General features: G+C 51.4%; 14 protein-coding genes. 2 read left to right on the top strand and 12 right to left on the bottom strand.

What is annotated here, in order from left to right; genetic code table 11:
* Positions 1 to 305 precede the first annotated feature (305 nt).
* From FFV09_RS11795 to FFV09_RS11775, 5 genes are all read right to left on the bottom strand, one after another.
* Positions 306 to 1,199, bottom strand: a complete 894-nt coding sequence (locus FFV09_RS11795; protein ID WP_141448007.1) for a LamB/YcsF family protein — start codon at positions 1,197 to 1,199, stop codon at positions 306 to 308.
* Between the two features lie 245 nt (positions 1,200 to 1,444).
* A complete protein-coding gene (locus tag FFV09_RS11790) occupies positions 1,445 to 3,067 on the bottom strand; it encodes an extracellular solute-binding protein (protein WP_141448006.1) in 1,623 nt (540 codons plus the stop codon).
* Positions 3,068 to 3,142: 75 nt separating this feature from the next.
* The gene (locus FFV09_RS11785; RefSeq protein ID WP_141448005.1) at positions 3,143 to 4,039 is read right to left on the bottom strand and encodes a carbohydrate ABC transporter permease; all 897 of its coding nucleotides are present in this window, start codon (positions 4,037 to 4,039) and stop codon (positions 3,143 to 3,145) included.
* 33 nt (positions 4,040 to 4,072) lie between these two features.
* A complete protein-coding gene (locus FFV09_RS11780) occupies positions 4,073 to 4,969 on the bottom strand; it encodes an ABC transporter permease (RefSeq protein ID WP_237401769.1) in 897 nt (298 codons plus the stop codon).
* Between the two features lie 311 nt (positions 4,970 to 5,280).
* The gene (locus FFV09_RS11775) at positions 5,281 to 7,551 is read right to left on the bottom strand and encodes an AraC family transcriptional regulator (RefSeq protein ID WP_141448003.1); all 2,271 of its coding nucleotides are present in this window, start codon (positions 7,549 to 7,551) and stop codon (positions 5,281 to 5,283) included.
* Between the two features lie 593 nt (positions 7,552 to 8,144).
* Here FFV09_RS11775 and FFV09_RS11770 point away from each other — a divergent pair.
* Complete coding sequence (locus tag FFV09_RS11770; protein ID WP_141448002.1) at positions 8,145 to 8,741, top strand: hypothetical protein; 597 nt, start codon at positions 8,145 to 8,147, stop codon at positions 8,739 to 8,741.
* A gap of 52 nt (positions 8,742 to 8,793) precedes the next feature.
* On the opposite strand, the gene FFV09_RS11765 is transcribed toward FFV09_RS11770, so the two are convergent.
* Positions 8,794 to 9,396 (bottom strand): lysozyme, encoded by a 603-nt coding sequence (locus FFV09_RS11765; RefSeq protein WP_141448001.1) that lies wholly within the window; start codon positions 9,394 to 9,396, stop codon positions 8,794 to 8,796.
* Between the two features lie 481 nt (positions 9,397 to 9,877).
* Positions 9,878 to 10,219 (bottom strand): sigma-70 RNA polymerase sigma factor region 4 domain-containing protein, encoded by a 342-nt coding sequence (locus tag FFV09_RS11760; RefSeq protein WP_141448000.1) that lies wholly within the window; start codon positions 10,217 to 10,219, stop codon positions 9,878 to 9,880.
* A gap of 136 nt (positions 10,220 to 10,355) precedes the next feature.
* Between FFV09_RS11760 and FFV09_RS11755 the strand changes: the two genes are divergently transcribed.
* Positions 10,356 to 10,535, top strand: coding sequence for a hypothetical protein (locus FFV09_RS11755; protein ID WP_170315006.1), 180 nt, complete (start codon positions 10,356 to 10,358; stop codon positions 10,533 to 10,535).
* A 104-nt stretch (positions 10,536 to 10,639) separates the two neighbouring features.
* On the opposite strand, the gene FFV09_RS11750 is transcribed toward FFV09_RS11755, so the two are convergent.
* From FFV09_RS11750 to FFV09_RS11730, 5 genes are all read right to left on the bottom strand, one after another.
* Positions 10,640 to 10,969, bottom strand: coding sequence for an iron-sulfur cluster biosynthesis family protein (locus FFV09_RS11750; RefSeq protein WP_141447998.1), 330 nt, complete (start codon positions 10,967 to 10,969; stop codon positions 10,640 to 10,642).
* A gap of 23 nt (positions 10,970 to 10,992) precedes the next feature.
* A complete protein-coding gene (locus FFV09_RS11745; protein WP_141447997.1) occupies positions 10,993 to 11,760 on the bottom strand; it encodes a hypothetical protein in 768 nt (255 codons plus the stop codon).
* Between the two features lie 434 nt (positions 11,761 to 12,194).
* Entirely contained in the window at positions 12,195 to 12,725 is a 531-nt protein-coding gene (locus tag FFV09_RS11740) for a hypothetical protein (protein ID WP_141447996.1), read from the bottom strand.
* 34 nt (positions 12,726 to 12,759) lie between these two features.
* The gene (locus FFV09_RS11735; RefSeq protein WP_141447995.1) at positions 12,760 to 13,287 is read right to left on the bottom strand and encodes a hypothetical protein; all 528 of its coding nucleotides are present in this window, start codon (positions 13,285 to 13,287) and stop codon (positions 12,760 to 12,762) included.
* A gap of 236 nt (positions 13,288 to 13,523) precedes the next feature.
* Positions 13,524 to 15,842, bottom strand: a complete 2,319-nt coding sequence (locus FFV09_RS11730; protein WP_141447994.1) for an S-layer homology domain-containing protein — start codon at positions 15,840 to 15,842, stop codon at positions 13,524 to 13,526.
* Between the last annotated feature and the right edge of the window lie 103 nt (positions 15,843 to 15,945).

The following is a 15,945-nucleotide window of genomic DNA, read 5'->3' as shown; positions in this document are numbered from 1 at the left end:
TCTTTGCCTGCTTGCCCAAATCTACTCTGTGTGATTGCACTTTGTCGCATCTTCCCGCAGCCTGCCTTGCTCTAACCACCGTTCCCCGCCAAACACCGCATGGCTCCGTCTCGTCCAGCTGCGCCCGGCCTTGCTTCTCTTTGCCTTGGTCTGCTCTACCTTGTCGCATCCTACACCGCTCTATTCCGCCTTGCCCTGCCTTGCCCTGCCTCACCCAGCTCCGCGCTACTCCGCCTCGCCCTAACTCGCCCTGCGCCGCTCCCCCGCATCGCCTCGTCCGCGCCTGCTCCGCGCCCGCGCCCATCCTAAGCGCCGCCAGCCGGCCGCACTTCAATCCCGGCGGCTTCGCAGGCGGCCCGAATTCGCCGGGCGAATTCCAGAGCGTGCGCGCCGTCGCCGTGCAGGCAGACGCTGTCGGCGCGCAGCGGCACGTCTTCACCCTCCGGGGTGGAGACGCGCCCTTCGAGCGCCATGCGCACGACCCGGGCCGCCGCTTCGGCGGCGTCGCCGATCAGCGCGCCGGGCAGGCCGCGCGGCACGAGCGAGCCGTCCGCGCGATAGCCGCGGTCCGCAAACGCCTCGTGCGCGGCGTTCAGCCCGAGACGCTCGGCGGCGCGGGTCGATTCGCTGCCCGCCAGGCCGAGCAGCGTGAGGGCCGGGTTCGTCCGGTATACGGCTTCGGCGATCGCTTCCGCCAGATCCGCCCGGGCCGCGGCCATGTTGTACAGCGCGCCGTGCGGCTTGACGTGCCGCAGCGTTCCGCCTTCGGCGCGCACGATCGCTTCGAGCGCGCCGATCTGGTACACCGTCATGGCGTAGACTTCGTCCGCCGAGACGTCCATGTTCCGCCGGCCGAAGCCGGCCAGGTCCGGCAGCCCGGGGTGGGAGCCGATCGCCGCGCCCGCTTCCAGCGCCAGCCGGACCGTCCGCCGCATGACGGACGGATCGCCGGCATGGAAGCCGCAGGCGATATTGGCCGACGTGACGTACGGCAAAATCTCGGCATCTCGTCCGAGCGTATAAGCGCCGAAGCTTTCGCCGAGATCGCAGTTGAGATCGATCCGGGCAGCCGGACGATCTGCCGGACCGCCCGGCGTCGGTCGGTCCGCTCTTTTTTCGCTTGTCGGTCGGTCCGCTTTTTTTTCGCTTGTCGATCGGTCCGCTCTTTTTTCGCTCCATCCGGAATCTTGTTTGTCCATCGGCTTGACCTCCTGTTCAGACTTTTGCAGCCTGCTTGAATGGCTCGCTCTTGGCCTTCCCATTTATCGGGCAGCGGTGGCGATATCCGATTGCCCGCTGCGCAAAGTACCCTTGAAATACCGCCATTATAACCGCACGGCGAATCTTCCTCAATGTTTCCCCGCTTCGGCACGCAAAAGCCCGGATTCTCCATGCCCCACATGGAGAATCCGGGCTTGCCTGATGCTTTTTCCGCGATCACGATTTACTTATACTGCCCCGCATCAATCGCTTCCTGCTTCTCGTCCAGGATCTCCTGGTAGCCCGCGTCGAGGTACTGCTGCTTGGCTTCCTCGTACAGCTTGTCGAACTGGTCTTCGGGCGCCAGGGCGACTTTGAGGTACAGTTCCTGGAACAGGACGTTGAGGTCGGCTTTGTAGTCGTTCACGTTCTCCAGCACGACGGTGTAGAGCGCATCGGGCGTGCGGAATTCCGCGACTTCGTCGTAGTATTTGACCAGGTCTTCGACCAGGTACTCGTGGCCCGGAGGGGACCAGCTGCGTTTGTTCGCGGCAAGGGTCGTTTCCGGGTCCGGATACTGCGCCGTCTCGGTGACGAGTGCCCAGTAATCTTTGTTGTTGTTCTGCGCGAGCACGGATTCGCCTTTGAAGTCCGCGTCGCGTACGGCGATGCCTTCCGCATCGAGCTTGTAGTTCTCGCCTTCGACGCCGTTTTGCAGGAAGAACAGGTTCTCCGGCTGGCTCATCCAGTCCAGGTACATCCAGACGGCGGCGCGTTCCATGTCGGTCGACTCGTAATTGATGCCCATGATCATGCCGAACGGCCAGTACGCGCGTCCCTGCGGCTCCAGCCCTTCCGGCACGCCGGCATGCGGAGGCACGATGGCGAACTCGGCGTCCGGGTTGTTTTTGAGCGTCGCTTCGAACACGTCCGTGTTGTTGGTCAGATACGTGCCGTACGTACCCGTTTTGCCTGCCACGAATTCGGCTTTGATCTTGGAATCGTCGTCGCGCAGATAGAACTCGCGGTCGATCAGGCCGTTGTTGTACTGGTAGTTCAGATTGCGCAGATAACGTTCGGTATCGACCGTCGTGAAGTCCGCCACGGACAGGTCGGAATACAGCGCCCGGTATTTCTCGTCGAACGGCCAGTCGCGGAACGCGTAATTGTAGTTGAACGAGTTCTGGATCAGGCTGCCGCCTGTCGTGCCGAGTCCGGCTTCTTTCCACTTTTTGAGCATGTCGTTGTATTTTTCGAGCGAAGTCAGGTCTTCCATCTTCATGCCGACTTCTTCGACCCAGTCTTTGCGGATGATGCTCGTAAAGTTGTCGGCATTCGGCCGGGAAGCGAATACGAACGTGTTCTTCTCGTCGATGATGCCGTACTGCTCGATCGTCTCGCCCATATTGGCCCAATAGGTCGGCGCGTAATTTTTCACTTCTTCGTAGTTCAGTTCCTGCAGCACTTCTTCGCCGTAATAAGCGAGTGCCTGCGGCATATCATAGTGGAAAATCACGTCCGGCGCTTTGTGCGAAGCGAGCAGCTGTTCGAAATCCGTCACTTCGCTGCTGCGGGTAATCGGAACAAAGTTAACGCTTACATTGTATTTGTCGCCAAATTCTTTTTGAATCCACCGGGTATAGAAGTTGTCCGTCACGTTCCAGCCTTCGAAAGCGCGCTCGTACACCGGAATGTCGAGGCTGACCTTTTCCGGGAAACCGCCCGAATAATCCGCGAACCCTTCGGCCGGCGTCGCCGCCGGCGAACTGGCCGCTTCTTTGCCGCCTCCGCCGCCGCATCCGGCCAACAGTCCGGCAAGCGCAAGACCGGTCACGAACAGCGAAGCTTTTCTTTTCTTCCGACTCATACATAGACCCCCTTATTTTGTCGCAGCACATATTCGCCCTGCACCCTTACGACTCTTTTTTGCGGAAAATACGACCTACTCTTTCACCGCGCCCAGCATCGTGCCCTGCACGAAATACTTCTGCACGAACGGATAGATGCAGATGATCGGAATCGTCGCGAACACGACCACCGCCGCTTTCATGACTTCGGGATTGCTCAGCGTCACTTCGGTCGCCTCCAGCTGGAAGCTTTCGGTCGCCTGCACGATCAGGTAATACAGCTTCAACTGGAGCGGACGCAGGTCGATATTGTGCTTGATGTAGAACAGCGCGTCCTGATACGCATTCCAGCGGCCGACCGCGTAGAACAGCGACAGCGTCGCCAGAATCGGCTTGGACAGCGGCAGCACGATGCTCCATAGAATCCGGAAGTGGCCGGCTCCGTCGATCCGCGCCGATTCTTCCAGGCTGACCGGCACGCTGTGGGTGAACGTCGTCTTCATGATCAAGAGATTGAACGCGCTGAACGATAACGGCAGCACAAGCGACCAGATCGTATCGAGCATGTTCAGGTTGTTGATCAGCATGTATTCCGGGATGATGCCGCCGCTGAAATACATCGTGAACAGGAAGATGAACGTCAGCGTCGAGCGTCCTTTGAGCTGTCTGCGCGACAGCGGATACGCCGCGCACACCGTCACGATCATCCCGAGAATCGTAAACATGACGGTGACGAGAACGGACACGTACAGCGAGCGCAAAATGCTGGCGTCCGCGAAGATTTTGGCGTATGCCTCAAGCGAGAAGCCTTTGGGAAACAGAAACACTTTGTTGGCGATGACGTAGGCGTCTTCGCTGAACGACTTGGCAACGATATGCATGTAAGGCAGCAGGCAGATCAGGGAAATGATGACCAAGGCGGCATGGATAACGAATCCCCAGACGTCGAAGCGCTTCTTGCTGCCGACCGGAGCGGTATTTGCGGCTTTCATCGTGTGGCTCCTTTCTTCGAAAGGGAAGGCGGATTACAGCAGTCCGTCTTCGCCCATTTTCTTGGCGACCCGGTCGGCCGTCAGTACGAGCACCAGTCCGATCAGCGCCTGGAACAGTCCCAAGGCGGTGGCCCGGCTGATGTCTCCGCCCTCGATTCCCCAGCGGTAGACAAGTACCGGAATCGTGGTCGTGAATTCGGTCGTGGCCCGGTTCAGCAGGGCGTAGATCCGTTCGAACGAACCGCCCATAACGCCGCCCAGGCTCATAATGAGCAGGGTCACGATCGTCGGCCGGATCGAAGGCAGCGTGATGTTCCACATCTTGCGCCAGCGGTTCGCGCCGTCGACGGTCGCCGCTTCGTACATTTCCGGGTTGATGCTGCTCATGGCGGCCAGATAGATGATCGTGCCCCAGCCCATACTCTGCCAGATGCCGATCGCGAGATAGCTGATCAGCCAGTTCATGTCGTCTTGCAGGAACGGAATCCGGTCTCCGCCGAGCGTCACGATCAGGTTGTTGATCATGCCGTTGCCTTCGCCGAGCAGTTGGTACGCCATTGCGCCCACGATGACCCAGGACAGAAAGTGCGGCAGATACAGCAGCGTCTGGTTGACCCGCTTGAACAGCACGTTTTTGACTTCGTGCAGCAGCAGCGCCAGGAAGATCGGAACCGTGAAGCTGAAGATCAGGTCCATAATGTTCAGCAGCAGCGTGTTTCGCACCGCCCGGGCAAAATCGGGCTTGGCGAACAATTCCTGGAACACCTCCATGCCCACCCACTCGCTGCCCCAGAACCCTTTGGCGATCTTGTAGTCCTTGAACGCCAGAACGAGGCCCGCAAGCGGCGTGTATTTGAAGAGAAGCACCAAAGCCAGCGGAAGAATGAGGAGTATGTACAGCTGCCAGTCGCGGCGGAGATAGTACATCATCCCGTATCGGTCCTTTTTAAGTGAAGCGGTTTCATTTCGTGTTTTGGTTACGCTGATTCCCTTCATCTTTTCACCTCCCGTCTCCCTTTTTACCATCCGTCGCCGGTGATGTGCCTATCATAGCGTCCGTCTTCCGGATCGGTAAACGACGAGTGTTGACGATGGGTGCCATTTTTGATCCAGGCCGCGCCGCTGCAAGGAATTGTAGGCGATTCAGGATCATTTTCGGACGTCGGGATCAAAAATGGCAGTGGGCGAACAGCAGATTTCCGGGTAAAAAAAGGCTCGAACATCCGCTCCGGCTTCGGACTTCACGACACGCGGTTCTTGAGTTTGTACGCGCTTGGCGACAACCCTTCGAACTTTTGGAAAAATCGGTTGAAGCTGCGCGCGTTCTCGTACCCGACCTCCGCCGCAATCTCCGTAATCGTCCGTTCGCCTTCGAGCAGCAGCGGCTTCGCTTTTTCGATCCGCAGCTTGTTGAGCGAGTCGATCAGGCTGGCGCCGGTCGCTTCGTAGACAACTTTACGCATGTACGAGTAGCTGATGCCGATCTCCCGGGCCATGTCCTCGAACACGACTTCCTCGCAGCAGTGTGCGCGCAAATATTCGGCGATCCGTTCGCCGTGCGAGCCGGTGTCCGCTTCGGGCCTTTTTTGCGCCGACAGAATGTCTTCATAGAACCCGCGGACGTAAGCCTGCAGATCGTCCAGCGTATCAAAAGACGCGATCGTCGAATACACGCTGCCGCGTCCGGCGACGATCCGGGCCGCCTGGCTGCCGTTTTCCTGCAAATGCTTGATCGTCACGCCGACCAGCTGGTTGTAGATGAACAAAATGTTGTCGTGCGAGACGTACTCGGCCGCCCGAATCTCTTGCGCGATCCGCTCCAGCTCTCCCTGCACCCGGCCTGCGTCCCCTTCGTCCAGAAAATTGAGGATGCGGCGTTCGCTGCACTCGGGATACATGTATTTCGGGTCCGGCCGTCCCTGCGCGCAGCCGTAGTGTATCCCTTCGCTGCCGGCAATCATGCGCCGCTTGAGCGCTTCGAGCGCTTCGGCGGCCAGATCCGGCACGCGCGCCGAGCCTTCCGCCCACCGGCTCACGCCGATCGTGACCGTATGGCCGAGCAGTTCCGACGCCTGCCGCTGCACTTGTTCGAGTCTCGCATGAAGTTCGGCATGACGCTCGTCGCCTTCTTTCGCCCGGTCGTTCACGACCAGCGCGAAATACCCGTCGCCCCGGTACAAAAAGTAGGCGGCCGGACCTTGTTCGAACAGACCGTCGCAGGCGGTAGACAGCAGATGCCGATGGTAGCTGCGCGTCTCCGAGTTATGCTTGCTCACGTAGCCCCGGTAACCGTCGATCGAGATCGAAGCCACGAGAAAATGCGGATACGGGAAAAGATCGCCGAGTGGACCGTGCGCTTCGCCCCGCAGCAGACGCTGGACGGTCAGGCTGCGCGTGTCGCGCTCGCGTTCGCGCAGCAGCTCGTGCAGCTTCGATTCCTCGCCCTGCATCCGGCGAAAAGCGGTGTCCAAAAACGCGAACTCGTTCTGCCCGGGAATGTCCAGATAGCCGCGCAGATTGAACTTCCGCACCAGTTCGCGCGCGGGCCTCGACAGCCAGGCGGCGAGAAACAGCGTGGCGAACGTGCCGACGAAGATCACGACGACGGTCAGCAGGATAATGCCCCGCTGCTGGGCGTGCGTCCGGGTGAGCATCTCCTGCACGGAATACGTGCTCAGATGCGTCCAGCCGAACGGCTCCGACTGCGTCCAGGCGTACAGTACCCGTTCGCCGCCGGCCGTCTGCCGAAAGGCGTAGCCTTCCCGGGCCGCTTCGCCCGCCAGCTCGCCGTAAAAAGGCAGCCCGGAAGCGTCCGTCAGCAGCCGGCTTTTGTCTCCGTGCGAGACGACCGTCCCTGCCGCGTCGATCAGGGCGTAATCCGTATTCGCCGCGTTCGACGACGACAAATAATTTTCCAGCTGGCTTTCGCGCAAATTGACGACGATCGTGCCCCGCGTTGTCGTCGACAGCCGGCTGAGCGGCAGTACGTACGAGACGACCGGAACGCCCGACGCCAGCGTGCGCGGATACCACACGCCGCCGATGCCCTGCTGGTCCTTGAGCGCCTGTTCGATCCAATCGAGCGGCTCGTACCGGCTCAGCCGGGTAATGCTGCGGTCTGTCGAGACGACGTAATCCGAATCTTCCAGATAGAAAAAGGACGAATAGACCCCTTCCGCCCGCCGGTTCAGGTTGGTCAGCTCGCGCATCACCGCCATCGCGCGGCTGATATTGCCGTAATCCGCGCTCAGCGCGTCGTACGTCGGGAACGCACGAATCCGGTCGAACGTGCCCGTGGCGGACAGGCGGACCGTATCCTGCGACAGGCTGTTCAGCGCGCTCTCGTTCAGCCGGCGGCTGGCGACAAGCTCGGCAAGCGACGATTCCGCCACTTCGCGCTGCGAACTCCGCAGGCTCTGCTCGCCGCTGTACCACGTGAGAATGCTGGCCGGAATGACCATGACGATGAACAAAATGCAGGCCAGCTGCAGCGTCATCGGGAAACGTTTCAAGATAACCCCTCCGATCTTTTTTGACGAAAACGACACTTAATTAACTATTTGGTAACGCTTACAAAATTAAATTTGTTAATGACTCCCTCATATATTAATTTATCGGGGTCTGGTTTGTCCACGGAATGATTCTTTGTTTATTCGCTTTATTGCGTTTTTTGCAGATTTAAGAAAGATTCAGGTCAAGATCATCTCTGAATTCGGCCGAAAGAGTACAAGGGTCGATAAAATACACTCGCAAAAAGACCGACACGGCGCCGGTAGGCGTACGTCGGTCTTTGGCAAGATCAACTTTAAATTTTTTAATCATCTTACCGTTCTCATTTTCCACTTTCAAAAAATAGGCTTCTTCCTACTAAAAATAGTCCCAATAAATACTTTTTCTTCATCAAAATCATTCCTTTATAATTTAGTGAACTAATTACATAGAAAAAAATTACATCCGAAGTATTATCAATATTGTAACCTGGAATGTAATTGAACTGAGACTCTTTCGAATGATATTCTTTAATAGTTATATAACGAACCATTTTTTAACAGAAGCAGCTTCTAGAAACTCATACTATCAAAAATATAAACCAGGAGGGTAGTAGATGAGAAAAATATTATTAGCTTGTGTGATGGTCGTGTCAATATTAACAACAGCTTGTGAACATACCGAAACGACGTCGACCCCGTCCACTTCCCCTGCAGCCAAGTCTGACACAAAAGAAGTTCCTGCATCAACAGAGACGTCAGAGGACGTTGATCCAAAAATCATCACACTGGACAGTGCAACCGAAAAATATTTCTACGGAACTTGGAAGGTTGAGAAATTGTTAGGGTTTGCAAATTCCTATAATGATGCTTCTAAATATCCTACCGGTCAAAAGTTTATCGGAGATCAACTTGTAATTGAAAAAGACTATTTTTCATCAAAAGGACTTAAAAACGAAAAAGATTATCAATACGAACTAAAAGACCCCTTATACAGACTTATGGATAACTTTGAGGACGCAGACTCTTTTTATCGAACATATAAGATTGATATTCCAAACTGGAATATGAATGATAAGACAAAAGTAATAACTATATCTGATCCTTCAACGAAAATGCATATACCTGTAAGTTTAAGTTTTTTTATTATTAATAACGACAGACTTATCTTGTTATCAGAAGCAACTATTTTTGAGCTAAAAAAGGTTAACTAAGTAAAAGGGTCAGCCCAATAGCTGACCCTTTTTGTACTGTAGATTGATTAAATTACAGGGTGTATACGGGATATTGATGCGTATACCGCGCATTCTTACAGAACAAAGCCGCTTCTTCATTTCGTCTGCGTTGAAGATTTCGATCATAGGAGAAGGCTTTGCTGACCAGCTTCGAACAAGTTGTGATTTCCGTTGAGGAAATCGGACCCGAAAAAGTAGGATAGATCTGCTTGTGGGCCAGCATCGCTTGCACATCCTCGCTTACCAACACGCCGGGACCGCCATTAAACGCAAGCGAGACTAACGCATCGAACTGGGATTGCGAAAACTTACAGCCTGCAGGCAAGTCCAAGTTATTGACTGCAGCTACTGCTTTTGCTGTATCCTTGGCAAAAAACGTATTGGCCTGCGTTCGAGAAATAGGAGACGTATAATTCAGATTCAACGAGTGAGTCAACGCATTTGCTTGTGCTTGCGTCAGAAGAGAGTCATTGGGATTCCCGGTTTTGTTTCTGCTATACGTTTTATTTTTTGTAATCAAATGTCCCCAACCAACTGTTGGATACCCAGAAGGATCTGCGTAAAACTTCAAAGAAAATCCCTCATGCGATTTGATAAGGGTCGTTCCACTTGTACCCAAAGATTGATTTGCCATAATAGTCACTCCCGATCTTATATTTGTAGAAAAACAATAGGGGGAATCATAGACAGAGCCCCATTCCCAAGTGCTCTGTAATGCCGTATTGCCTTCTCATCTATAAAGGAGAGAGGAATCACTTATTACAACCAACCATTAATCGCCTAGAAATAAACTTTTACAATATAATAATATGGGCACAATCCGAAAGACATTTTGCAAAAGAAGCCTTTATATATATTCAAAATAGTGACACGAGCAAGTTGAAGTTTTTTAGATAGATAAACAATAAAGGCAGCTGCTCAATTAAGCCGCTGCCTTTCTATATTTAATGATCATTCAGATTGAAGGATGGCTATTAGCTCTGTAATTAAAGTTTGTACCGCGTCCTCCTGATTAAGGCGCATATACTTTGCTAAACGTTTAATCTCCCCATCGAATGCTTCAATGATTTCTAAAGTAGCTTCTTGATCATGGTGTTTAACTCGCTGAAGCAAGATTAAGAACTCAGTGTCTGACAAAGATATTTCAGGGACTTTCTCTTCCACTTGCTCACCGCCTGTTGAGTCACCTGCATTTCTTTAGCTAGTTCCTTTTCCGTTTTATCATTTACAAAGAGTTCATAAATGATGGCTCTGCCCTGCGGGTACGGAATGAGTTGAATAGCTTCATGTAAACCCATTTCTTCAATGAGGTTTGTAGGATCAACCCCATGTGTTTCTTTTTGAATATAGTCAAAAACAAGTTCATTTCTCAACCGTTTTCTTTCATAGTACTGCAGCCGCCAAGCTGCTTGCCTTAACTTTTTGCGATACTCTTCAATTACCAAATTAGATGGCATATTATTCCTCCTTCTTCGTCTATATATACTATGGAGTATTTATGGGAGATTTTACAACCTAATAAGGAACGTTCGTTTGTTTTTTCAGGTTGTTTTTATCCTCTAAAATTTTCTTTGTTTATAAGGAGGGATTCAAATGACTATAGAAGAAATGTTATCGGCTGTAACAAATGTAGGATTTCCTGTTGCATTGAGTCTTATGTTATTAAGATATGTATTGAAAAACTTCGAAGAAAAATTCGAGAAATTAGATAAGTCATTGCATGAACTCACAATTTCTATCCGAGAAAAAAAAGATGACTCAACATTAAGTTAAAAGAAAAAGCCGCTTTCCAAAAACATTGGAGGCGGCTTTTTCCCTGTTTTTAATTTCTTTTGAGTACTAAAACTAAACCGGGAATGCTTCCTGTCTCTTTTCACTCAAACCGGCTGAACGCGCAGATCCGTAATCCTCAGATCCCGGCTGAACACCGATCCGTCGCTGGACAGCTTGAATGACGGGTAGCTGCGATCCGCTTCAAGCTTCATGACCGGATCGAACTGCTGCTCCTGCTGGCGGTCGGTCCAGAATTCGAAGTCTTCCGCTTCGACCTTCACGTCCGTGTCCCACGGCTTGTCCGCGATCTGGATCGTCACGATGCCGTTACAGCCGCAGTTGATCGTATCGTAGATGAGCCGGAGACTGCCGGGACGTCCACCGAGCTTTTCCTGAAGTTTGCCTGTCGTATATTCGTCCATTTGAATGCGCATGGTACATCCCTCCTGCTGTTACTTTACCCGTTTTGGAGGGTGGTGTCAGGTGTGAAGGCCGCTTGTTTATTCAGGCCCTCTTGAATCCGGCGGATTTTCGCTGTGAAGTCCGCTACGCTTTCTCCAGGCATATAATTTTCGCCTGCGGCCGACGCAGGATCCGAACTTTCATCGGCAGCTGCGGCTAATTCGGCTCCGTAACCCGAATCCAACGCGTTGACCGTGCCGTTCTCTACGTTAAAGATCCCCTGATAGACGCCGGATACGCGATATAGCGAGTTATTTGAAGGATCTTTTCCTTTTTTCAAAAACAGAAGATGCTTGGCTCCGATTTCAAAAGAAACCCGGTCCTCGCTCCAAACGCCTTCTTGTTCTTCCGGCGGAGAAGCCCCGTAGATAACGATCTCTTGAACATTGGAATTGGCCTCGGTCACGTCTACCGCCGCGGCCGTATAGCCGAGAAAGTGATCGCCGGATCCCTTGCTGCGGGTGCCGGTAATCTCGACTTCGGCGATCAGATCGGCAGAAGCCGTCAGTTCTTGAAGGGAACGGTAAGAAACAGCGATGCTTGCGGATTGGAAAGACCCTCCTTGGGCCGCCGGCTTGTGCGGAGTCGGAGTCGAACTTGGGGCCGGGCCAGTCTGAAGTTGATTGAGGAAAATCAGACCCGCAGCGAACAGGACTGCCGCAGCGGCTGCACTGATTTGATATTTGAGTCTTCCATTTTCAGTTCTTTGGTGTTGGCTGTTATTTGGTATCTGTGTAAAACTATCCTCTAATTTGCTATGCATTTGTAAATTCCACCTCTTCATAGTAAGATGTTTTAAAAAAAAGCAGGTGAATGTTATGGAAAGTGTATCTTTATTTTTTCTCACGCTCGCTGTTTTTGGTTTTTCTCACTTTTTTCTTAGTAAAAAGATTTGTAAAACCAAAAAGTATATGTCAGATACAACGGGTTATCCTTTATATAAGTGGACGATCATTGGTTCGCCCCTACTTGCAATTGTTATTCTCGTTTTCGTTAATCGCCCTTTTGCTTGGATTCTTCTAGTAATCACAATTGCTTTTGCTAGTTGTTCCGTCCTCGAGCTAAGATATATTCCAGGCTCTCGGAGGCATATCGTTTCATTGATTATGGTAGGGCTATCTATCGTCGCGACGATTCTATTTGCTATCTAAAGTTTAAATTCGTTCCAATAATCTACTCATCCCTAATATTTTTGTGTTAAAGATCACTTTGCTTCCAATGTTCTTTTTTGTAATTTTCAAATTCCTCACGATCGACAGCAACGTGCTCGTAATCTTTACTTCTAAGGAACTCTTGTACTCGTCTCAATTTGACCAGTACTTCTTCAGTAGAATAGAATATAGATCCTTCTTGCGATGCCTCGAACTCTATTAGAATCCTCGAAAAACGTACCATTTCATCCAAATTGCCACCTGTACAATATTCAAAAAGATATACACTATATTGGAGCGCCTTCAATTCTTCTGTTGTAATCATTGGATTACGAATACATTCGAGCATTCTAACCTCATACATAATTTTCATCATTTCAAAACCACCATACTTTTTCAAAACTTTGAGACCATCTTTAATAAAGCGGGCGACTTCCGGCGAAGTTGTTTTTTGTAAATATACTTCGGCTTCATCTTCGGAAATATCCAAAGGTCCTATTCTTCTCATCGTAAGGACGAAGTAACAAAGCTCCATGATAATCTCACTTAAAACCGTCAAAATCTCTGTTCTTTTCATCCGATCTCCTCCTCCTCTTCTTCTTTCCCACCACTTAAAAACGAGGATCATTCTTCCAACCTTCTCTTTTATACTGTTCAAATTCCTCTCGACTGACGGCTATAGTGTCCTGATCCCTAATTCTAAGGAAATCCAGCGTTGTGACAACTCTTTTCACTACATCTTCAGAAGAACGAACAAAGGATACTTCTTCTGAATATTCGAAGTCCAGTATGACTTCAGAATAACGAATAACCTCTTGTAAATCTTCCTGCTGACAATATTCAAAAAGATATACACTGTAATGAATCGCTTTTAATTCTTCTGCACTGAGGTTTGGATTTCGCATACATTCAAGCATTCTTGCTTCAAAAAACATCTTCAGCGTTGGAGAAAACACGTACCCTATTTTCAAAATTTTAATGCCCTCTTTAATAAAGCGGGCGACTTCCGGCGAAGTCACTTTTTGCAAATGGACTTCTACTTCATCTTCCGAAACGGCGATCAGCCCTATTCTTCTCGTGGTGAACGTAAAATAACAAAGTTCCATTACGACTTCACTTAAAATATCAATCTTCCCCACTCAATCATCTCCCTGATTCTTTATTCTGGGATAATAACACGTGTTTATTAATAAAGCTGTAGTAGTCTGACTTGTATTCAAGTATTATAAAAAGCCCCTTTCGCAGGAAATTCCTACCTAAGGGGCTGGCCTATTCGTTATTGTTTGATGTCTGGATCGCTAAATTTGTACGTGCCCGTTAGTATCTGGCCGACCTGAGACGTGCCGAAAGTCCTGACTTAGTTTAAGCTCGGAGCCTATTCAACCGCCTTCACTGCTGCTGTAGCTTCCGAAGCGGCTACATTGCCTTGTTTACCGTTGGAATCCTTGGCCGTGACTTGGAACACCAGCGGTTGACCGATAACGGCTCCCGTTACCGTATAGGAGCGGGAAGTTGCATTTTCGATCGGATGTAGAAAAGGTCCGACCATATAATACCATTGATAAGTGCTGAGATCGGAATCCTCCAAATTCACTTTGCTAAACTTGTACGTGCCTGTCAGCGTTTGGCCGACTTCGGGCGTGCCGGAAATGGTAACTTCGCTGACGGACGGCGCTTGGTTAGTAGCTTTGATGACGGAAGAAAAACCCAACTGCTGGATGCCTGTCTGACCTTTGGCGTCTTTGGGTGTCACTTGAATCATCAATGTCTTATTTACATCCTCGGAGGTCGGTACATAGGACGCCTGGTCTGCTCCGCTGATTCGTTCTGTGGTATTGTCTGCGTCATCGCTTACCCGGTACCATTGGAAGGTTGTGCCCAGTTCATCGTCGCCGTCGGCATCGGTGAATGTGTAGGTGGCCGTCAGTTTGATTCCGACTTCCGGAGTACCGGTAATCTTAACGTTGGAAACCGTTGGCGCATGGTTAGCCGCCGTTACCGCTGCTGTAGCTTCCGAAGCGGCGATATTGCCTTGCTTGCCGCGGGAATCCTTGGGCGAGACTTCGAAAATCAGCTTTCTGTTAATAAATCCCTCAGTTACCGTATAGGAGCGGGAAGTTGCGTTTTCGATCGGAGACCAAAAAGGTCCGTCCATGTAGTACCATTGATAAGTGCTGAGATCGGAGTCTTCCAAGTCCGGGTCGCTAAATTTGTAAGTGCCTGTCAGGGTTTGACCGACTTGAGGCGTTCCGGAAATTCCGACTTCGCTGACGGACGGCTCGTGATTCACGTCCGTCACGGCGGCAGTAAATTGGGAAGCAATAGACATGCCGATCCGCTGATGGGAATCCTGAGGCGTAACCCGGAAACTCAGCTGTTTGCCTACGTCGTTGGCGGTCAGGACATAGGTTTTGCCGGTAGCGCCTTCGATCAGCGTCGGAGAGTGGTTGGGCTCTATAGAGTACCATTCGTACGTGCTGTGATCAGAGTCTGCGGCATCCCAAGCGTTAAATGTATACGTGCCTGTCAGGGTCTGGCCGACTTGAGGCGTTCCGGAAATTCCGACTTCGCTGACGGACGGTTCATGGCTGCCTTCCTCTACAAGTCCGGAAATTACGATTTCGGCTGCGCCCTGCTTATTGCGGGCATCTGTTGGCGTGACTTCGAACGCAATTCGGTAGCCCACGTCTTCCTGAGTCAGCTTGTAAGAATCTCCGGCGGCTGTGAGGATCTGGGAGCGGGAATTATCGCCGTTCAATCTATACCATTTTAAGGAAGTGCCGCTCTCGAGATCCCCGTCCGCATCCTGATATACATAACTGCCGACAAGCGTACTGCCGACTACCGCTTCTCCGGTAATTTTCATCTGGGAAACGGTAGGCGCCTGATTTGTTGGTACCGGTGTGGGTGCTGGTTCCGTCGGTACAGACACGATCGGAGCTGGTGTCGGAGACGGCTCTGGAGCAGGCGTCGGCACAGGAATTGGTGCTGGCGCTGGTGTCGGCACAGGAGTTGGCGTTGACGTTGGAACCGGTGCCGGAGACGGTGCTGGCGCGGAAGCTGCTGCTTCTTTCGCTTTATAGGTGCGAACCGCGATCATCGCTGCTTCCTGACGCTGACTAACAGCGGTTGGATTGAATTTATTGCCGGTGCCTGCCATCAGACCCGATTTAACGGCACTTGCTACATAGCGAGAAGCCCAATCGTGAATAGAGCCGGCATCTTCGTATTGATTCAAAAGATCGGAACTCTCTTCTAGAGGAAGGTTGAGTGACTTAACGATAACGACAGCCAACTGCTCGCGCGTCAGCGTTTCTTTGGGATTGAATTTTCCGTTTCCGCTGCCAAGCATAATTCCCGCTTTTTTGACAGCTTCAACGTAAGGCGCGCTCCAGTACCCTTTGGGCACGTCTTTAAAAGAAGAATTAGCCGAAGGTGTTAACGGAAGCTGCAGCAGCTCGACAATTACTTTTGCCATTTCTTCGCGTGTAATCTGGATATTGGGACGGAAGTTGCCTTCGGCATCTCCGGAGAACAAATTCAGCAGCTTTGCTTGAGTAATGGCATCGCGCGACCACGCAGACGCCTTGTTCAAATCTTTGAATGCAGGAGCACTTTCCGCGTGAGCACTTAAAGAGCCCAGCATACTGGCTGCAACAAATAGGGATGCTAATGCTTTTTGGGTAGACTTCAAAAACTTTCCTCCTCGATTATCTGGCTCGATATAAAAATACTGATCTTATATCGGAAAAAGATTTTAAATTTTTTATAGTTTTGTTCTGTAAAATCCATAAATT

Source organism: Saccharibacillus brassicae, assembly GCF_006542275.1.
Taxonomy (GTDB): Bacteria; Bacillota; Bacilli; order Paenibacillales; family Paenibacillaceae; genus Saccharibacillus; species Saccharibacillus brassicae.
The sequence above is the reverse complement of the archived record's forward strand: the minus strand, read 5'-3'. Positions and strand labels throughout refer to the sequence as shown.